Origin of the sequence: Paenibacillus sp. ClWae2A (genome assembly GCF_032452295.1) — a bacterium.
In the GTDB taxonomy this organism is placed as follows: Bacteria; Bacillota; Bacilli; order Paenibacillales; family Paenibacillaceae; genus Paenibacillus.
Map to the genome: position 1 here is coordinate 395,649 of NZ_JAULSQ010000002.1, position 19,886 is coordinate 415,534.

General features: G+C 47.9%; 15 protein-coding genes. 5 read left to right on the plus strand and 10 right to left on the minus strand.

Features of this window, described 5'->3' with window-relative positions:
• Positions 1-3: 3 nt before the first annotated feature.
• The 6 genes from QVE09_RS07870 to QVE09_RS07895 all read right to left on the minus strand — a co-directional run bounded on the left by QVE09_RS07870 (position 4) and on the right by QVE09_RS07895 (position 8,646).
• On the minus strand, positions 4-1,551 hold the full coding sequence (locus QVE09_RS07870; RefSeq protein WP_315936363.1) for a response regulator transcription factor: 1,548 nt from the start codon (positions 1,549-1,551) through the stop codon (positions 4-6).
• A 273-nt stretch (positions 1,552-1,824) separates the two neighbouring features.
• Positions 1,825-4,893: a X2-like carbohydrate binding domain-containing protein gene (locus QVE09_RS07875; RefSeq protein WP_397387017.1), complete on the minus strand. Its 3,069-nt coding sequence runs from the start codon at positions 4,891-4,893 to the stop codon at positions 1,825-1,827.
• Between the two features lie 391 nt (positions 4,894-5,284).
• Positions 5,285-6,166 carry an SMP-30/gluconolactonase/LRE family protein gene (locus QVE09_RS07880; RefSeq protein ID WP_315936364.1) on the minus strand — a complete coding sequence of 294 codons (882 nt, stop codon included), beginning with the start codon at positions 6,164-6,166 and terminating at the stop codon, positions 5,285-5,287.
• Between the two features lie 12 nt (positions 6,167-6,178).
• Positions 6,179-6,844 carry an SGNH/GDSL hydrolase family protein gene (locus QVE09_RS07885; RefSeq protein WP_315936365.1) on the minus strand — a complete coding sequence of 222 codons (666 nt, stop codon included), beginning with the start codon at positions 6,842-6,844 and terminating at the stop codon, positions 6,179-6,181.
• 36 nt (positions 6,845-6,880) lie between these two features.
• Positions 6,881-7,669, minus strand: coding sequence for an alpha/beta hydrolase (locus QVE09_RS07890; protein WP_315936366.1), 789 nt, complete (start codon positions 7,667-7,669; stop codon positions 6,881-6,883).
• A 143-nt stretch (positions 7,670-7,812) separates the two neighbouring features.
• A complete protein-coding gene (locus QVE09_RS07895; RefSeq protein WP_315936367.1) occupies positions 7,813-8,646 on the minus strand; it encodes an AraC family transcriptional regulator in 834 nt (277 codons plus the stop codon).
• A 128-nt stretch (positions 8,647-8,774) separates the two neighbouring features.
• Here QVE09_RS07895 and QVE09_RS07900 point away from each other — a divergent pair, with 128 nt between their 5' ends.
• The 3 genes from QVE09_RS07900 to QVE09_RS07910 all read left to right on the plus strand — a co-directional run bounded on the left by QVE09_RS07900 (position 8,775) and on the right by QVE09_RS07910 (position 12,912).
• Entirely contained in the window at positions 8,775-10,802 is a 2,028-nt protein-coding gene (locus QVE09_RS07900) for a beta-galactosidase (RefSeq protein WP_315936368.1), read from the plus strand.
• 438 nt (positions 10,803-11,240) lie between these two features.
• Entirely contained in the window at positions 11,241-12,197 is a 957-nt protein-coding gene (locus QVE09_RS07905; protein ID WP_315936369.1) for a helix-turn-helix transcriptional regulator, read from the plus strand.
• Positions 12,198-12,231: 34 nt separating this feature from the next.
• Positions 12,232-12,912: an AlkZ-related protein gene (locus QVE09_RS07910; protein ID WP_315936370.1), complete on the plus strand. Its 681-nt coding sequence runs from the start codon at positions 12,232-12,234 to the stop codon at positions 12,910-12,912.
• Between the two features lie 107 nt (positions 12,913-13,019).
• Here QVE09_RS07910 and QVE09_RS07915 read toward each other — a convergent pair whose 3' ends face one another.
• Complete coding sequence (locus tag QVE09_RS07915) at positions 13,020-14,534, minus strand: UxaA family hydrolase (RefSeq protein WP_315936371.1); 1,515 nt, start codon at positions 14,532-14,534, stop codon at positions 13,020-13,022.
• A complete protein-coding gene (locus tag QVE09_RS07920) occupies positions 14,531-16,048 on the minus strand; it encodes a tagaturonate reductase (protein WP_315936372.1) in 1,518 nt (505 codons plus the stop codon). Before QVE09_RS07920 ends, QVE09_RS07915 begins: the two co-directional genes overlap by 4 nt.
• A gap of 192 nt (positions 16,049-16,240) precedes the next feature.
• Here QVE09_RS07920 and QVE09_RS07925 point away from each other — a divergent pair, with 192 nt between their 5' ends.
• On the plus strand, positions 16,241-17,116 hold the full coding sequence (locus tag QVE09_RS07925) for a helix-turn-helix domain-containing protein (RefSeq protein ID WP_315936373.1): 876 nt from the start codon (positions 16,241-16,243) through the stop codon (positions 17,114-17,116).
• Between the two features lie 161 nt (positions 17,117-17,277).
• Entirely contained in the window at positions 17,278-17,955 is a 678-nt protein-coding gene (locus QVE09_RS07930; protein WP_311516946.1) for a tetratricopeptide repeat protein, read from the plus strand.
• A gap of 113 nt (positions 17,956-18,068) precedes the next feature.
• On the opposite strand, the gene QVE09_RS07935 is transcribed toward QVE09_RS07930, so the two are convergent.
• A complete protein-coding gene (locus tag QVE09_RS07935) occupies positions 18,069-19,130 on the minus strand; it encodes a phosphotransferase (RefSeq protein WP_315936374.1) in 1,062 nt (353 codons plus the stop codon).
• Positions 19,131-19,222: 92 nt separating this feature from the next.
• Positions 19,223-19,849: a GDSL-type esterase/lipase family protein gene (locus tag QVE09_RS07940; protein ID WP_062833735.1), complete on the minus strand. Its 627-nt coding sequence runs from the start codon at positions 19,847-19,849 to the stop codon at positions 19,223-19,225.
• Positions 19,850-19,886: the final 37 nt, after the last annotated feature.

Below are 19,886 nucleotides of genomic sequence, written 5' to 3' on the forward strand. Positions count from 1 at the left end.
ACTTTATGCCCAGAATTTGCGCCGGTATCGGCTTGGTGATAGTCCGGTGAATTTTTTGAACACTTTGCAAAAGTAACTATGATCGGAATAGCCAACCATACTGCTAATCTCAGAGATTGTTACATCATCGGATCGGAGCAGTTCCTCGGCTTTTTCAATCCGAATTTTATTCAAATATTCATTAAATCCTTCTTTTTTGTGAGATGAGAAATAACTGGATAAATACGATGGGTTAAAATGAAAGTGCTTGGCTACTTCAGCAAGCCCGAGCGGCTGATCAAAGTGCTCATGCATATAATCCAGCAACATCTTCATGTTGGGATCACTTCGTTTTGCACCCGCACCAACGGTGCACTCCTGAACTTCCGTCATGAAATGGTCGAGCACATTCATGACTTCGTCCAGGCTCGAAGCCCCATCCACATTTTTAAAATACGTATATTTGCTCTCTTCCAGCCCCGCAGACTGAACATCCATATCCGCGAGGGTAATGGTCACGTTGAAGATCAAGTTACCAAGAAATGATTTGATCTCAAACACATCGGCAATATAATCCCGCCCAAGTGTGGTAGCATGATCTTGTAAATACTCCCTTGCCGCTTCGACCCGGTTACGCTTCACATGCTGCAAAAACATATTCACATTAAACTGGTAACCTGCGGGATGCATTGGAGGCAGTTCACCATACACCAGGATTGGTCGATCCTTATAATAGAAGCGATATTCCATTAGCTTAATCAGACGTTCCCGGTAGACAACACCCATCTGTTCAAATGAAGTAAAGCTTTCACTAAGCACCCAACCAGGACTGCCTTCTCCTGCTGCATTTTCACTGGCCAACTGTCTGATCCGTTCAAGCATCCATTGATCTCTCGCAGGATCGACATTAAGAAGCATCACAGGAAGTGTACCCTCTGCGGGAACCATTGCACATTCTACTTCAGGCAGATCACTGCGGAGCTTGGATTCAATCTGTTCCTTATCCAGCTTCAGTGGATTCCCTCCAGCACCCATGGGTTTATACACAAGCAAACGAAAGGATTCGTATGGAAAGGTATCTCGAATCATCGGCATTTCGCTATCTTCGTCCAGTGTAAATCCGGACAGCATCTTTTCCATCAGTTGTCCAAGTCTCCAGCCATCGTGCGACGGTTCGAACTGTAGCTCCGGAATTTTACCTGCGGTGCGTTGAAGGACCTGCAATAATTCATTCGTATCCAGCTTTGGTTTCAGTATATAATCGGCTGCCCCGTGCTGAAGCGTAGAACGTACATATTCGAACTCACTGAAGCTGCTAAGTACAATAACTTCAATCTGCGGATTACTGGCTTTTAGTGTACGGACAAACGTTTCACCATCCATGACAGGCATGACAATGTCGGTAATCACAATATCCGGTTTTAACAGATTCACCTGCTGTAATCCTTCTTCACCGTTGGAAGCTTCACCCACAATGATAAATCCTTCCGCTTCCCAGTTCATATGGTGCTTTATGCCCTGTCTTACCAGAAACTCATCGTCAACAATCAGCACCTTGCACAACCGGTTCATGATCGCGACCCCCTTGTCTAATCTTTCCTCTATATCTGTACAGGCTATACCAACTATTATATATCGGTTATAAACACTTTCCAGTGTTAGCGGTTACATTAATTTTAAATTGATTGTACATCTTTTTATATCCTAAAACGACCCTTTAAGCAATGGTAACTATCTATAGTTTACACTATATTTCGACAAAATAAGAAGTCCTGAATCGCCTTTCGAACATTTGGCGAATCAGGACCCCTATTTTCAATCCTTTATTTCGTTTAAATCACTCACTTATGGTTCAATACCCCACTGGAGACTTCCCGCGATATAACCGGTGACTTTGGTCCAGTCCGTATAGGAAGTCTGACTACCTGCAAAAGAATAATCATCCGTTTGCGTATAGTTGGTCCAATTGTTCTTGGAGATGCGAGTATGGATTTCTGTGCTTTGTCCCGCATTCAATGTTCCAGCCGAAGCCGTGAAACCGATCTCAAGCACGTGATCAGCACCTGTCCGTACTGGATTGAGCGCACTGAACGTGCCTGTTACATTCGCACTGCCAGCAGTCGCCCAGTCAGCAAAGAAGTTCTGAGGCTGTTCGCCGTCTATCGTGTAATAGTATCTGATTTTCACATCAGACAGATTCAATGCTGTAGTCCCCGTATTTGTCAGTTTGAATTTAGGGCTAATCGAACTGCCCGTCGCTGAAGTGTTGCTGTTAAACATCTCAATGCGTATGGTTCCAGCAGGTGCAGCTGTCGTGTCTTTAATGAGCAGATTCAAGGTCGCAGAAGCGCCTGCGCTGAATTGAAAGGTTATCGCCGCTGTGCCATTTGGCAGGGAAGCAAGATAGTTTTTACTTAATACGACCTCATTGCCTGTCAACGTGTAATCTGTACCTGAAACCAGCGTTGCATTCCCGTTACGAATGGATACAAGTGTATTGCCGTTCAGCGTTAACGTGATTGGAATATTAATCTGATTGCCTGCTTTACGATCAAATTCGGCTGTAGCCGGTGTAATCGCAGAGTTGGTCACTGGTGTACCCCCGCCATTGTTACCTCCAACACGGTCAGCATACAAAATTCCGCGGCCATTTGTTCCGAGATATACTCTTCCATACAGACGCGGATCACCCGTAATTGTGGTTACACGGGCATACTGATGCTGATCATCATTGATACGAACCCAATTGCCCCCACCGTCATCGGAGCGGAAGAATCCACGTGTTCCATCGATCTGTGCAACCGTGTATAACGCAACAACGTTCTGCCCAGGAGCCGCTTTACCAAAGCCGATACTGTCTGCTTCCTCTACATTGGCAAGCTTCGTGAATGTCGCCCCTGAATCCGTGGAATGCCATAATCCGTAAGGACCTTCTTCCTCACTACCACCTGCAAACCAGAGTTCACCTTCAACACCCGGAACGGCATCCAGATCGGCATTTCCTTCTATCGGAAGCCCAGTCGCAGGTGATGCTGTGAAGGTAGCACCACCATTCACACTCACATAGATTTTACCCGCTGCAAATCCATAGAATATGTTAGGATTGACACGATCAGAAATCACTTTCGCCTGTGCAGGTATCCCCGTACTTGCCGTCCATGAATTGCCGCCAGTCGAATAATGTACGCCTTTATCTGACGTGCTCCATACGAGTCGGTTACCATTCGCAGAGATGGCTACGGTCCCCCCTCCGGTTGTGCCGGCAGGTTCTGCATTGGCCTTATACCACGTAGTGCCTCCATCACTGGACAAACCAATGGATTTTGCATTTGGATCAGCAGCATAATCTGCTTTACCGACGCGAACCATCGTATTTGGACTTAACTCTGCAAAATCCAGACTTTCTGTGGAAGGATAGTTCGGGCTCGTAAATATGGTAGCTGGAGCCTGGTCCAGATTGTTATGACGGAATCCAGAGACATCCCCCAATCCGCTTATCAAATGTGCACCACTTGGCGGGCTGATCAGATCCAGCACAGCAATCTCCTCAACACCCTTCGCCATCACTGAAATATTGATTTTTTCGTCATCATCCCAGTCTGTCAGGTTCTTCGTTCCATAGATCGTAGCACCCGTTCCATACATCATGCGATCCGAATCAAACGGATCAATCTCCAGATCACCGATCATCCAGCCCAGTTTTGGGGTTGTTTCGGGTGGGGCAGGATTGGTGCCAAATGTGAGCCATGGCGCTGCCGAGATATCCTGTGTATAACGTAACTTCCGGTTCGGATATCCTTCAAATTCCCATATGCGTGTCCATGTCGCTCCGCCATCTGTACTGCGGAACAAGGTGGCATCCGGCCACCAGGAATTCAATGTCGCAACCATCAATGTACCTGGATTCTGTGCATCGACAGCCAACCCGCCATATCCAAAATAATTATCCGTGCTGCTGCTTGGAACAGGGCTGATGTTGGTCCATACACCTGTCGACGTGTTCAGTTTCCACACGTCACCTTTTTCCCCATCATAGGGTCCAACACCATCGCTGTACGTAATATAGAGGCTTCCGTCTGAATCAAGCACACCATGATGTGGGATATAACCTGTAGGTTGACCAGCAACCGCTGACCAGGTCATGCCACCATTTGTGCTGCGATACACGCTTTGATCTTTATCCGCAACACCCACATAGATTGTCTGGGTTGCCTGCCCTGGCGAACCTGTTGTTTTGTCAAACGTAATCCATGCCAGACCTACGATATCACTGGTATACTCATTCGAAGGGTCTTGCACATAATTTCCCGGATTCGGGAAGCTTGTGACTTCGTTCCAAGTCACACCGTAATCGGTACTTTTCCATAACCCATGACCACTTCGTGCACCGAAATACAGGATACTGTTATCATTCGGGTCTACGTTCAGGCGTTCTCCCATTGAACGTCCCGGCATGTTACCGCCCACTTTGAACGGAAGTGTTGTGGTCTGCCATGTATCTCCACGGTCCGTAGAGCGCAAGATGGAGCCATTATTTTTGTCCCACGAATTCGTATACGTCCCAACTGCCATATACACCCGATCGGGATCAACCGGGTCCGTAGCCAGTGCGTCCACACCATTCTTGTTCCAGTCATCCCAGCCGACGAAATCCGTTAAGGGTATCCACCTCTCGTCAGCCGCATTCCAGCGATAGGCTCCCCCGATATCCGTACGGGCGTAGATCAGATCCTTTTCCGACTCGTTGAAAATAATGCCCGGTACAAACCCGCCTCCTGCACCAGTCACCACATTTTTCCACTCATAGGCTTCACTCGGTGCCGCCGCTGTAGTTCCAGCAAGTCCTCCCAGCGAAGCGGTTACTACGGCAACCGTCAAGCTCATTATTCGTAATTTTCCCATAAACGTTCTCATATCAACTTATCCTCCTCTTCTACTTCGTTACTGCATTTCGGTCTATCCCCGCTGTCTCATCGTGCTGATGATGGCGTGCCAGACGAATCAATGCATCCCTTGATACAAGAAGCCTCACCCCCTTCCGGTCAGATTTTTAAGCGCTTACATAATTGTTCTTAATTCGCGGTTATCTGGATAATACTTTCAATAAATAACATTCGCTAGCAACCCCCAAACCCCTCTGTCGAAATTCCGATTTTTGTAAAATATTTTCAGTGTTTAAACTTGTTTATACACCAAAAAAAGATGCTGTTAGAACAGCACCTTTCGACATTTATATAAGAGTAAAAATGGAATTTTTTCTTACCTGGCATACCAGGAAGAGGTTCACTACATGACTGGCACCTGTTTATTTCTGGCTACCATAAGCGTGAGTCTCCTGCCCTTTAACCCCCGGTCTGATGACAAAAAGTGAGCCCGCATCCGGTGTCTCTTTCAGACGTTCTTCCTTAATCCCTATACGTGCTGTTGTAATGTATAACTCTTCGAGATCTGGTCCACCAAAACAGCAGGATGTTACCTGATCTGCTGGCACCTCGATCTGTTGCAACAGTTCTGATGTATGCGGGTTCCAGCGAGTGACTCTTCCTCCGCCCCAGTGCGCAACCCACAGCATGCCCTCACCATCAACCGTCATCCCGTCCGGAAAACCGAATTCCTCCGGTATGTGAATGACACTTGTCCGATTATGTATCGTACCTGCCGTCAGATCAAAATCAAACCGGTCAATAGAACGTGTCGGGGTATCAATGTAATACATGGTCTGCCGATCCGGACTCCAGCCCAGGCCGTTAGATGTAGACACACCTTGTACCATTGTGCGAACGGGTTGCCCTTGCTCCAAACAATACAACGAACCGGCTTTGCTCTCATTATTCATGCTCATCGTGCCTGCCCAGAAGCGGCCCTGCGCATCACATTTTCCATCATTAAAACGATTGGTATCCTTATTTTGTTCAGGGTCCTCAATGGCAAGCAACTCACCCGTATGCAAGTGATACGTATAGAATCCACTGCGTAAAGCAACCACAACTTCGTCACCACGATAAGGAACAACAGCCCCGACATGTTCACCGACATCATAAGCCTGATCCTGCCCTGTAGCCGGATCATACACATGCACCTTGAAGCTCTCAATATCTACCCACAATAATCGATTGTTCTCCGCATCCCAGCTTGGGCCTTCCCCCAGTAATGCCGGGGTTTGTACTGCTACAGTTACGTTGCTCATGCCATCACGTCCTTATTCAGATTTGACGCCGCCTGACCATTCGAATCCGATGGCATCCAAGAATGCTTTGGACAGTACCATATGACCCGTAGCATCCGGATGTACCCGGTCATAAGTCAGCACAGACGTATAGAAATGATCCCAAAATGGAGCAAATGCAGCCTGTGTATCCACATACACTGCATCATACTCACTAGCTACCCTGCGTACCGCTTCTCCGTAGATATCCATCGTTGCCCGCATCGGATCTTCCGGATTGGCCTCAAGATAATAAGGCGTCATCAGTACCAGACCTTTCAGGTTGGGACGAACCGAAGCCACCAGTTCACGTAATGTGGATTCGTATTCTTCAAGAAACACATGTGATTCTGTTGACAATGGGTTGTCGAATTGACGCCATACATCGTTAATGCCGATCATGATCGTCAGCCAGTCCGGTTTAAGGTCAAGCACATCACGATCCCAGCGCTGTTTCAGATCACGAATCGTATTCCCACCATTACCCACATTCTGGATACGCAACATCAATTCCGGATAGATGGACCGCAGCAGGGCATAAACTTGCGCAACATAACCGTGGCCCAGACCTGAACTGCCTTCGCCTACAGGATGTTCCCGACCACAATCTGTAATCGAATCGCCAATAAACAGAAGCTTGTCATTTTTCTGCAATTTCATCGTCATTTTCTCCTTCGCTCTAAAGCGCTAATATACTTACCAACCTTGATTCTTGAGCCATGTGAGACACAGATCTGACCATACCCGAATCGCATGGTTGTCCTCAGCCAATCCAAGTCCATGAGAGCCTTTCTCAAAAACGTGCAAGTCATAGGGAATACCATGCGCACCCAATGCAAGTGCGTAACGCAAGCTATTCTCTACAGGCACTGCCTGGTCATCGCTGGTGTGCCAGATGAACGCTTCAGGAGCATCCGCTCTCACCTGCTGCTCCGCACTGAAAGCCTTGATCTGCTCGGCAGACGCGTCAGACCCAAGCAAATTTTCACGGGAACCGGCATGTCCATAGGACTCCATCGTAATTACCGGATAACAGAGAATAACTCGGTCCGGGCGTGAACTTTGGCGTTCAATGAGGTCCTCATGATCCGGTTGTCCCTCATCATACAGCGTTCCCAGTGTTGCTGTGAGATGTCCGCCTGCGGAGAAACCAAGTACTGCAATCTTGGCAGGGTTGATGCCGTACTGCTCGGCATGCGCACGAACATAACGTATGGCACGCTGACCATCTGTTATCGGTGCAGGATGCTGGTGAGGCGCCACCCGATATTTCAGGACAAATGCACTGATGCCTGCACGATTCAACAATTCGGCTATTGGAGCACCTTCATGATCAGCCAAAAATCCATAGCCACCCCCTGGACATACAATGACAGCGCTCTCGGAACCAGGCTGAATAAAAGGAATCAAATGTGGCATTTCGTCTTCATGGCCCTGGGCTGCATAAGGTGCAGCATGATCCCATAAGGGTATAGTTGTTGTCATCTTCAATCATCCTCTCCAAGTAGAACGGAACCATGGGTCCGTTTAAACGTTTTCGAATCTCAGGAATCGATACCATCATAACGGTAATGACCCTAACGCATCAATACCTTCCTGGCATCACTTTTTGTTCAATTGGGTACATGTTAGTACAAATTACGGAACTGTTCAGGAGTCACCCCCTCAATCCTGCGAAAGGTGGCAACAAAATGACTTGCATCTCGAAACCCTACCCTAACTGCAGTTTCCCTAATCGTGGGTCTATGGTCTGCGGTCATGATTTCCTTGGCTTTGCGGATACGCAGCAAAATGAAATAACTATAGGCTGTCATGCCAAAGGACTGCTTGAACAAGGTGTTCAGATGTCTGGATGAGATCCCCGTTACGGCAGCCATATGTTCGAGCCCAATCTCGGGATTCGCATATTGCTGTTCCATGAATGCAATGAGCGGAGCGAGTCTCTCCACGGCATGTGAGATGGAAGAACGATTACCCGTCATGCCATGTTTTTTGAGCAAAATCAGAAATCGGTATATATCCGCTGATGCTTCGAGTCCCGACAAATCTTGATCACTGCTGATTGAATCCAGCACTTTCTGGCCGTAATCGTTAAATGGGCTGCTCTGCTCCCACTGATAGAACGCCGCTTCACCCAGACTAAGCGACTCCATGATTGCCGGACACTGGGAACCACCAAATGTAATGTAAAGTGTCTCCCACTCTCCTTGAGCGCGCACATATTCATGCGGTTCATTCGGCGGCAGCAAAATACCGGATGCTTCCCCCAGTATGACCGTGGACCCGGCAAATCTGAATTCACCGGCTCCCTTCACGGTCTGAAGCCAATGGTAACAGGGGTACCCCACAGGTCTGGACACTTTCTCCTGATTGCCGTTATAACCTAGGCTCTCAATATAAAGGGGCAGCGGCTGATCACGTGATGTCATGAAATATCGTTGATGTCGGGGTGAGATAAGCATGGGATGCCTCCTTGGGTATAAGCTGAAATACACTTCCGTATTCTTATATCAGTCATTACTTTTATTATATTTTAAAAGTCATATGTATCATATAGTATAGGATTATTCTTATACAAGAGGTGAACACATTGATTAGCAGCAAACTACCCAAAATGTTCTACGGCGGCGATTATAACCCGGAACAGTGGGACCACGAAACCCACCTTGAAGACCTGCGCATGTTCCAATTGGCAGGCATTGATATTGCCACAATCAACGTATTTTCATGGGCACTGATTCAGCCTGATGAAGTTACTTACCGTTTTGAAGAACTCGACCAACTGATTAATCGTTTATATGAGAATGGTGTCTATATATGCCTTGCAACGAGCACAGCTGCCCATCCGGCCTGGATGGCGAAGAAATATCCAGACGTGCTTCGTGTAGATGCCGATGGACGCAAACGCAAATTCGGTGGGCGCCATAATTCCTGTCCCAACAGCCCGACCTATCGCAAATACGCTGAGAAGATTGCTGATAAACTGGCTGAACGATACAAGGATCACCCCGCTGTTCTGGTATGGCACATCTCCAATGAATATGGCGGTGACTGTTACTGTGACAACTGTGAGAAAGCGTTCCGCGTGTATCTGAAAGAACGCTATCAGACTCTGGAACAGGTCAACAAAGCTTGGAACACCAATTTCTGGGGGCATACCTTCTACGATTGGGACGAAATTGTATTACCGAACAACCTGAGCGAACACTGGGGCAACAACAATTCAACGTTCCAGGGAATCTCACTGGACTACTCCCGATTTAACTCCGACAGCATGCTGGATTGTTATCTGTTGGAATACGATGCGATCAAAAAACACATCCCGGAATCCGTTGTGACTACCAATCTGATGGGATTCTTCAAGCAATTGGACTATTTCAAATGGGCAAAATATATGGATATCGTCTCCTGGGACAGCTATCCCGGTCTCGCAACCCCCGTCAGCTTCACGGCAATGGCTCATGACCTTATGCGCGGACTGAAAGATGGTCAACCGTTCATGCTGATGGAGCAAACACCAAGTCAGCAGAACTGGCAGCCGTATAACTCACTGAAACGTCCAGGTGTAATGCGTCTGTGGAGTTATCAATCTGTTGCGCACGGGGCCGATACGATCATGTTCTTCCAGCTTCGCCGCTCCATCGGTGCCTGTGAGAAGTATCATGGTGCAGTTATTGAGCATGCTGGGCATGAGAATACACGTGTATTCCGCGAAGTCGCTGAGCTGGGCAAGGAATTGCACATCCTTGGAGATACCACGCTGGATGCATCTGTTGAATCCAAAGTAGCGATTGTGTTCGACTGGGATAACTGGTGGGCCATCGAAAAATCAAGCGGACCTACGGTTGCCCTGAACTATGTGGATCAGATCCATAAATACTACGCAGCCTTCTTCCGCCGCAACATACAAGTAGATATCATCAGTGTGGATACGGATATGAGCAAATACGACATTGTCCTTGCCCCTGTTCTTTACATGGTTAAACCAGGGTTTGCCGCCAAACTGGAGAAGTACGTTGAAGCAGGTGGAACATTCCTGACAACCTTCTTCAGTGGCATTGTGAACGAGAACGATCTCGTGACCACAGGTGGATATCCGGGAGAGCTCCGTAAACTGCTCGGAATCTGGGTGGAAGAGATTGATGCCCTGCTGCCTGAGCAAAAAAATAGCATTGTCCTCAAAGAAGCCTACGGTGATCTTCAAGGAGAATATGGCTGCGGTATGCTGTGTGACCTGCTGCACAGTGAAGGAGCTGAAGTCATCGCGGAGTATGGAGACGACTTTTACAAAGGCATGCCTGTTGTGACACGTAATACCTTTGGTCAAGGTGAAGCCTGGTACGTTGCATCCGACCCGGATGAACGTTTCCTGGATGGTTTGCTGGGACAGCTTGCAGCAGCCAAGAACGTAGAGTCCCTGCTTGAGACACCAGATGGTGTTGAAGTAAGCGCAAGAACCAAAGACGACAAACCCTACCTGTTTGTCATGAACCATAACGCAACCACGCAATCCTATGATCTGGGAACAGCTAAAGCACGTGATCTGCTCACCAATCGCGAGCTTTCGGGAAATGTTGAGATTGAAGCCCGCGGGGTGCAATTGCTCGAAATGAAATAAGCGATTTCGCTTAATTGTAATAATTCGGAATAACACTATGCGATAAAAATGCCCGTGATACAAAGTGTCACATATTCATTCCTTTTGTACTTGTTATTGTCTTCAGCGAGGATATTGGTATAGATTTCAGACCTTTATCGTCTTCTTCAAGCCAAAAGCTGCTACTTCCCGTATCCGTCTACACCGGATGCGGGTTTTTGGCATTATATGTGGTCTTTTTGATAGAAGGAAATATCAGTATGCAAAGCGAATTGGACGAGACACACATTTTAACAATGCCTGCCGGAACATGCTTGTGAACCCTGTTGCTGATTAATTATAAAATTATGAACAGCTGAAATATTGGTGACACTTATGATGTCACTTATTCGTTGTTACAATAGATGTATAACTACGACATCACTTTCCGGCGGCGCAGATCGAAACGGAGTGGCTGACATGAACAGAACAAATCGGCTTGCTGCCATCGTAATGGCATTACAGCATGGTCACGAAACGGCACACTCATTAGGCGAGAAATTTGAAGTTTCCCGTCGCACGATTCTCCGGGATATTCAGTCCCTCTCCGAGATGAATGTGCCCATTATTGCCATTTCCGGTCCGGGAGGCGGTTTCAGACTTATGGAAGGTTACGTATTGCCCCCATTACAGCTGGACCCGGTAGAGGCAGCGACGCTCATATTCGCTCTTGAGGGTCTGAGTCACTACGCGGACACCCCCTTTCATGAGAAACGCTGGACCCTGATGAATAAAGTTAAGGCCATCATTCCGGATGATATCATGTCCCGAATTGATCCTATGCTCAAACAACTGCATCATCATATTCCAGACCGCAATTACATTCTTCCTCATCTGGACGCACTGCTGGCATGCCTACCCGAACACGGGTGGCTGAGTGTGCTGTACCGCTCCGTATCGCGTCAGCGATGGTTGCATATCTGTCCCACACGGGTGTATGCTTCCTCTGGTTTCTGGTACTGTGAAGCATATTCCCTCGAACATAGTGAACAGCGTCTGTTCCGGGTTGACCGAATTATCGAAGTCAAGGCGATCGAACCACAGGATGCACAGGTGCTTAACGAACAGGCGGAGCAACAGCAGAGTAAGCCGCTCCCTCCAGAACAGCCGCCAACCCTGATTAGGGCACATCTGAGTTATCGGGGAATGATTGAAGCCGAACAGGACGAGCACATCGGCGAAAAGATGACTGAAATTGCCCCGGATCTCTGGGAATTGTCATTCCTTTGTCCACCAGGGGAATGGGACTGGGCCGTCCGATTCTTTTACCGATTGGGACGTGAAGCTGAAGTGATTGAACCCCTCCAACTTCGCAGTGAGATTCGTCAGCATGCCGAGGAAGTGAGCCAAAAATACCTTGCTTCAACCAAGTCGTAGCCTGACTACACACAAAAAGGAGCCTACTGATATCATGACATATGAACCCGTTATAACGTACGAAGAAGCAGTACAGCGTATCCAGTCTATTGGGCTGCTGCCTCTGGCCCCCCTATTTGCCGAATATCCTTCTCTGTCATCGCTAACCCCCAAAGAACATTGGCACAAGGATGATGAACTCGATCCTTGGTTATGGCGTTCACGCTTGGCTGAAGAGGGCATTGCTGCATATGGAAAATTTGTCAAAAAGAAAGCGCTTCTTGTCTCATCTGAATACTTCCCTTGGGTACACAGACTGCTTGCCGACTCCAGAACCATCAAGGAACAGTATGAAGCGGGTCTGCTCTCCCGTGAAGCGTTCAAACTCCATGCGTTAGTTGCAGAACAGGAAGGCATCGATGGACGTGCTTTGCGATCACAAGCCGGTTTTGGGGCAAAAGAGGACAAAAAAGCATTTGACCGTGGGCTTCTGGACCTTCAGGGCTGTGCAGCCATTGTGATCAGTGGAACCAAAGAAAAAGAGGGGCTCGCAGAAGGCAAAGTCGCATGGAACAGCTCCGCATATGAGACCGCAGATCACTGGATGCAACGTCATGGCATTAAACCATTTGAAGGCAGCGTAGAAGAGGCACGTGAACTGCTGGTTACGCAACTACAGCAACATGCTTCACCCGCCGCATTATCAAGCATCACCAAAGCACTTGGCAGCCGATGAATCTAAAAAAAGCCAATCCCGGTTGTAGTGCAGATTTCAACCGGAATTGGCTGTGGTTCACCCTATAATGCAACCCAGACGATTAACAGCCTCCATCCTGAATGGATTTAGAGAATTACGCCATCCTTGAATATGGCAATCTCCCGGAATCCATGCTGCTCACTGAGTGTATGTGAACGTCCTGAAGCAATGTCAATCAGCTGGCTGAACAGCTGTACTTTGACCTCATCCATCTTCTGCCCCTCCAACAGCTGGCCTGCGTTGAAGTCAATCCAGTGTTTTTTGCGATTCGCCAGATCGGATTGAGTCGCAATCTTGACGGTAGGTACCGGACCTCCGAAGGGAGTGCCCCGCCCTGTTGTGAAGAGTACAATATGTGCGCCGGCCGCAGACAGTGCCGTAACAGATACCAGATCATTGCCAGGTGCTTCTACAATGTTCAGACCGGTTTGAGTTACACGTTTGCCATAGCGCAGAACGTCAACTACGGAAGAACGTCCTCCCTTTTGTGTACATCCAAGTGACTTTTCCTCCAGCGTTGTGATACCACCAGCCTTATTACCAGGTGAAGGATTCTCATAGATGTTCTGGCCATGGTTTACAAAATATTGCTTGAAGCCGTTCACTAAATCCACCAAATCGTGAAATACCTGCTTATTGGCAGCCCGGTTCATTAAGATCGTCTCCGCACCAAACATCTCAGGAACTTCAGTCAGAATAGCCGTACCGCCAGCAGCAACCAGCATATCAGCAACTGCACCGACCAGTGGATTGGCTGTAATGCCGGATAAACCATCGGAACCACCACACTTCAGTCCAATCTTGAGTTTGCTTAGCGGAAGCGGCTGCCGTTGTTCATGTTCGGCGATCTCCACAAGTTCTTCCATCAGCCGAAGCCCTTCCTCAAGCTCGTCATCTGTTTCCTGTGCTTTGAGAAACCGTACTTTACCTCGGTATTCCGGCGCGATACATTCACGGAACTCGTCAACCTGATTGTTCTCACAACCCAGACCAATCACCAGCACGCCTCCTGCATTCGGATGCTCCACCAAGGAGGCTAGCAGCTGTTGTGTATACTTCAGATCATCACCAAGCTGTGAACACCCCAATGGATGTGGAAAGTGAAACACACCATCTACCCGGCTTCCAAACTGGGACTGACCCATGCGTGCCAAAGCTTCACACACTTTATTGATACATCCAACCGTATTCACAATCCAGATTTCATTACGAATACCTGCTTCACCATTGGGGCGCAAATATCCATCGAATGAGCGTAGATGTTCCGGAGGCATGTCCGTCTGAACCTGGGCTCCCGGTTGGTACTCATATTCAAGCAATCCGTGCAGACCCGTCTTCAGGTTGTGACTATGAATCCAGCTTCCCTGCTCGATCTGCTCTTGGGCAATGCCGATGGAGAAACCATACTTCATCACATCATCCCCTGGCGCCAGGGTATGCACAGCAATCTTATGTCCCTTCGGTACGTCATCCAGCAGTGTAAAGGAAACACCGTCCGGCAGTGTAATACGTTCTCCTTTGACATAGTCCCGAAGCGCTATAATAACATCATCCTGCGGTTGAATGGCAATCCAGTCATTGATTGTAGTTGTTTTGTTCATTTCCCTTCACCTTCCAACAAACCGATTTCACGAACAAGTGCTGCACGCAGCCCTTCTCTTGCATCCAGATTTTCGCCCCAGATCAGGGTATCCGACAACACAGCCGCTACCCGGTTATCCAGTTGCTTCTGATCCCTGTTAAGCGTGTCATAACCGTCCCAGTGTGCAGCCAAAGCAGCCAGGACATCCGGGTCATCCCGCAGCAGAATGTCATCCCCATTCAGTCGTTGTGCCTTGTAACCTTCTGGCGTATTTACTGGACGATAGAGACACAATAATCCAGCAAACCCTTGAACTAAACGTTCTGGCCATCTTCCCTGATTTTGCTCGTAAGACAAAAGTGTAGGCAGCACACGCACCTTGAATTTTCCGATCGTATTCAAAGCAATATCTTGCAATTTGTGATCAATATACGGGTTAAGGAACCGTTCGAACACTTCTTCTGCATACTGGTCCAGCTGATGATCAGGCATATCCAGAGCAGGCAGGATCTCCTGATGCACAGCTTCCCTGATCCATGAGCCAAAATGCGGATCTTCCATCGTTTCTCTCACATGTTGCTTGCCTTGCAGAATGCCGAGGGATGACATTAAGGTATGTGCCCCATTCAAAATACGAACCTTGCGTACCTGAAAAGGCTTCAGATCTTTCACCCAATGTACATTCAGACCTGCCTGCTTGAGAGGAAGTTTTTTGTCCAATGATTCATCACCCTGAATGGCCCAGAAATGATATGGCTCTGCCGTATTAATCAGCTGGTCCTCATACCCCCAGCGATTCGTCAGGGAATCGGCTTCCTCCTGGGTCGGCGCACCTGTGACAATTCGATCTACCAGATTGTTCAGGAAGTGATTATGGTTCTCGATCCATGAGCGGAAACCATCTGAATACCCATAATCCTCACTGTGCCGGAGGACACAGCTGCGCAGGACATCACCATTGCCTTCAAGCAGCTCACATGGCAGATGAATCAAACCTCTGGATGGATCACCTTCAAATTTCAAATATCGCTGATGCAGGAAAACCGTTAATTTCCCTGGAAATGATTGAATGGGTTCACCCTCGATATAGTCCGCATACGTATATTTCAATCCTGATTCGGTTGTATTGGAAATAACGAACTCAAGTGAAGGCAGTTCCGCCAAGTTCAGAAAGGCATCCCATTCCTCATACGGATTGATACACTGTGAGAAAATGGAGATCAACTCTGTCCGCTCAACTGGCTTCCCTTGAGACAGACCTCGCGTAATCATCGTATATAATCCGTCCTGATCACGAATCTGCTCCAGCTTGCCTTTGCCTCCCGGACGTGGTTGGGTAACAGCTACACTTCCATGGAATTTGCCTTGTCTGGCACTCTCATGAAGCATCCAGTCTGCAAATCCCCGCAAGAAATTACCTTCTCCGATCTGCAAAACCTTCACGGGACGCTCCATAATCTCCTTGCACTTGCGCTGACCATCGCTCCCCAGTAAATTCAGCTTCAACCTTGGCCGTTTCGTGCTTGCCGACATGGACACTCACCTCATCGATTATTTGTACTATCGGAATGCAATGCAAAGGCTTCGCACCCTTTTATTGTAAACGCTTTAAATTCATTGTATCATCAATAAAAGGAAATTAAATTGCTTATATTGCGGTAAATATACTCTCTAATGACCAGATATAACATCTCGTTGAAGACGTTGGTCTGGAAAGGAGCATCCATGGAGCGTTCACCTGTTCGTACGACTATTCAGGCAGAATCAGGTATTCCGTTCCGCCTGGTGTACAGCGACACCAAATCCCCTCAGAACGAATTGCCAGATCACCTTCACGACTGGCATGAAATTATCTATGTATATCGTGGACAGGGAAGCATCTTTATTGATACGGGTCTTGAGAATATGCAGGAAGGAGATCTGTTCATTATACCTGGTAGCACGGTTCATCGAGCCTTGCCGGATGCGGGCAATCCTGTTACATCTTCCGCATTGTTCTTCAGCCCGGGATTGCTGGCATCCACCGCCGGAGGCGCTGCTTCTTCCTTGCTGAGTCTGTTTGAACGTTGTCGCAGACAACGCGTGTATAAGAGACATCTGAACACAGAGGAGCAATCTCAGGTAGCCGCCCTTATTGATGACATTCAGGCCGAATTTCAGCTCGGTCATCATCTAAGCGCACATGCGGCCCTGTTAAGGCTGCACCTATTGCTCATTTTTCTGGAACGTCTGGAAGCCGCGGGACCTGCGAATCCAGGTAAATCCGCTCCGGGTCCCTCATGGCTCTCTTCTACGATCTCTCATATTGACGATAACCTTCGGAATGGCCTTTCCCTGCATGAACTGGCTCAGTATGCCTCGGTATCCCCTGCCCATTTCAGTCGTGCCTTCAAACGATACACGGGAATGACTTTGACGGATTACGCATTAGCCCGAAGGGTCATTATGGCGAAAGAGCATCTGGTGCAAGGCGATGAGACGATGGCAGCCGTGGCCGATGCTTGCGGGTTCGACAGTCTGCCCCACTTTTACCGTCAATTCAAAAAATTAACCGGTACAACTCCCGCAGCTTATCGCAGAACCATGAACAGTTCACGTTAAAATAGAACCAGTCCAGAACATAGGTCCACGACTCTAGGGCGTGTCTGAAAACTCCGCTAGTTTGGGACACGCCCTAATCATATATATCCACATATTCTTTCATATGGAAGATGTGGTATGATAATCTCGGTTTGTATTACATCATAAATGGAGTTGAACCTGTGCTTATTAAATTTCTTATCTTTGGTCTTCTATGGCGGATTGTAGGTAATCCGTTCATTGCCATCCTCATTTTACTCGTTATACTGTATTTCCTGGATCGTCGTTACGTTGGGGTATTCCCAAGCTTCACAAAACCTCTCAAACGTATGCGTAACATCTCACGGCTTCGGCAGCAGCTAGCCATGAGTCCCAATGAAGTTTCTTCCAAGCTGGAACTGGCTCGCCTGTTAATTGAGCGCAAGCGTTACAATGAGGCACATGCCTTATTGCTTGAACTGGAGCGGCCTTACGAACAATCAGCTGAGTACTGGGAGGCACTGGGGACGACTGAGCTTCATCTGGGTAACATCGAAAAAGGCGAACGTCATATTTTGCAAGCCCTCGAGATCAACCCCAGAGTCAAGTACGGACGCCCGTACCTAACCCTTGCTGGAGCCTTCAAAGATACGCATGAGGACAAAGCGCTGGATTATGTGCATCAGTTTCAGGAGATTCATTCCTCTTCCAGTGAAGCTTATTATCTGCTCGGCTCGGTTCACCGTTCCCTCGGGCGCAATGCTGATGCAAAACAGGCTTACGAGCAATCGTTGAACGTTTATCGTTCGTTGCCCAAATACAAAAAACGTCAGGAGCGCCGCTGGGCTGTCCGCAGTTGGTTCCGCAAACGTGGATTGTAATGTCATCCGCTATACGCCGTAATCTTCATATATCACTTTTCTAACCAATAAAAGTGCACTGATCTCTGCCCTCATATGAGCAGAAACAGTGCACTTTATTCATAACAGCGATATTAATATACCAATATCTCACGCAATCGTTCTTCATGAACGGACATCCAGTCGATTCGCTGTTTGAGTTTCACAATTTGCTCCACAGCCACTTCCGGTTCATCTGTACCCTCGAACATCCGACTGATGAAATGCATGACCACATCCAGACTACGCAGCAGAATCAATCGAGGTATGGCCAGCAACTCTTCAGGTTCCAGGTTGACCTGTTCCCGAAATCCCCTGATCAGTCCCTCCTGTGCCTGCCACATCCAATCTTCACTCTTGTCCATGGTAAGGAGGTCAGACATCGGAACAGCCAGCTCCATTACCCGCAAATCCCATGTCGCAAATTCAAAATCCAAAATGGCACAGATTTCACCATCCTGCTGATCTGCCAATACATTCGAGGCATTCACGTCCCCATGAACCAATTGATGCGGCAACTGTTCCATCCCTCGCAGGGCTTCAAACAAATCTGGCAACGCATTCCTCAGTTCTTTCAACTCATTCGCACAGGCGACCAATTGCTCCGGCGGCGATGTGCATAGCTGTAATAATCGTTCTGGAGTACAGAGCGGATACGCATCCTGAATTCGATAGTATGGTGGATACACAGGTTCAAGTGATATATCCAGCGTAGCCATAACAGAAGACAGGGCACCCGCCGCTTTACCGAGCCCGATCAATTGATCTGGTGTATGCCAGGTGGGATTGACGCCTTCCCGATAATGAAACAGAGTCACTATTTTGGTATGACCTGTGAGGGTATCTTTTACAGGAAGGAACGTACCTCCCTCACCAGATAACCGCCTTACAGGTGAAGGTGTATCAAGCTTAAAGTTCGAACGTTGGAGGGCTTCCAGCACCTCGTGTTCAAAGGCGATTTTCATCGGATCATTATGTGTTTCATATTGTCTCATGACGTAATTAGTCCCGTCTACATGGAGCATGTAAGTAGAATTATTCATCCCACCCTTTCCACGCTCGCCTTTCCAGTCCGATGTGAAACCATATAAGGCCAACACTTCGGATATACGCTGCTGCTCTGAAGGATGGAGGGAACCGGAATCGATGTTTTGCACCAAAAATTAACCCCTTTATCTCACAAAATGGAACTGTCTTTTATTTATCTTAAAGGAAGTCCATCGCTCGGTCTAGTTCAGTTCCGAAACTATCAAGAGAATGGATAGTATCCAGTCCGATTAAGCTGCTCTGCAATGACACGATATCCTCTTGCATTGGGATGTACTCTGTCCCAGAACAACAGTTCACGCTCACGACCTTCAAACCTGTCATATACCTGAGCACACGCATAGTTGCCCGATCCCGCTCCATTCAGAAACGAATTATATTGGCGCACCCAGTACGCAGCTTCCGTCGCTTGTGGATACGGGTTGTACAATCCGATGGATCGGACCATATACTCACTGTTGCCCTTTAACTGCCGAATGTGCCGCATAATCTGGGATACATTACTACGGGTTTCTCCGAGCACCTGTGTCATTTTGCTGGCATTTGGAATGCCATTACTTGCTTTGAACGTACGAATCAGATCATTCCCGCCAATGGAGATGGTAATGATATCCGCTTCACGGAGCGATTGCCGCACTCGGGGATGCGAAGAGATCATCTGCAACATTTCCCCCGACGTCAGTCCATTCACGCCCATATTTTCCATGGATACAAACGTACGAACATTCATTTCTGCCATTCGCCGATATAAAGGAACAAAGCCGGTGCCCAGCAACGCTCCTGTACCTACCGTTAATGAATCCCCTATAGCCACATATCGATATACCATCCCGTCGCCCCTCTCTGCTGTGATTTCTCTGAACAAT

What these genes read in the sequence shown, in the direction of transcription:
- QVE09_RS07875 (WP_397387017.1), bottom strand. Translation starts at nt 4,893, where the DNA reads ATGAGAACGTTTATGGGAAAATTACGAATAATGAGCTTGACGGTTGCC.
- QVE09_RS07915 (WP_315936371.1), bottom strand. Translation starts at nt 14,534, where the DNA reads ATGAACAAAACAACTACAATCAATGACTGGATTGCCATTCAACCGCAG.
- QVE09_RS07910 (WP_315936370.1), top strand. Translation starts at nt 12,232, where the DNA reads ATGACATATGAACCCGTTATAACGTACGAAGAAGCAGTACAGCGTATC.
- QVE09_RS07870 (WP_315936363.1), bottom strand. Translation starts at nt 1,551, where the DNA reads ATGAACCGGTTGTGCAAGGTGCTGATTGTTGACGATGAGTTTCTGGTA.
- QVE09_RS07925 (WP_315936373.1), top strand. Translation starts at nt 16,241, where the DNA reads ATGGAGCGTTCACCTGTTCGTACGACTATTCAGGCAGAATCAGGTATT.
- QVE09_RS07905 (WP_315936369.1), top strand. Translation starts at nt 11,241, where the DNA reads ATGAACAGAACAAATCGGCTTGCTGCCATCGTAATGGCATTACAGCAT.
- QVE09_RS07920 (WP_315936372.1), bottom strand. Translation starts at nt 16,048, where the DNA reads ATGTCGGCAAGCACGAAACGGCCAAGGTTGAAGCTGAATTTACTGGGG.
- QVE09_RS07890 (WP_315936366.1), bottom strand. Translation starts at nt 7,669, where the DNA reads ATGACAACAACTATACCCTTATGGGATCATGCTGCACCTTATGCAGCC.
- QVE09_RS07940 (WP_062833735.1), bottom strand. Translation starts at nt 19,849, where the DNA reads ATGGTATATCGATATGTGGCTATAGGGGATTCATTAACGGTAGGTACA.
- QVE09_RS07885 (WP_315936365.1), bottom strand. Translation starts at nt 6,844, where the DNA reads ATGAAATTGCAGAAAAATGACAAGCTTCTGTTTATTGGCGATTCGATT.
- QVE09_RS07895 (WP_315936367.1), bottom strand. Translation starts at nt 8,646, where the DNA reads ATGCTTATCTCACCCCGACATCAACGATATTTCATGACATCACGTGAT.
- QVE09_RS07880 (WP_315936364.1), bottom strand. Translation starts at nt 6,166, where the DNA reads ATGAGCAACGTAACTGTAGCAGTACAAACCCCGGCATTACTGGGGGAA.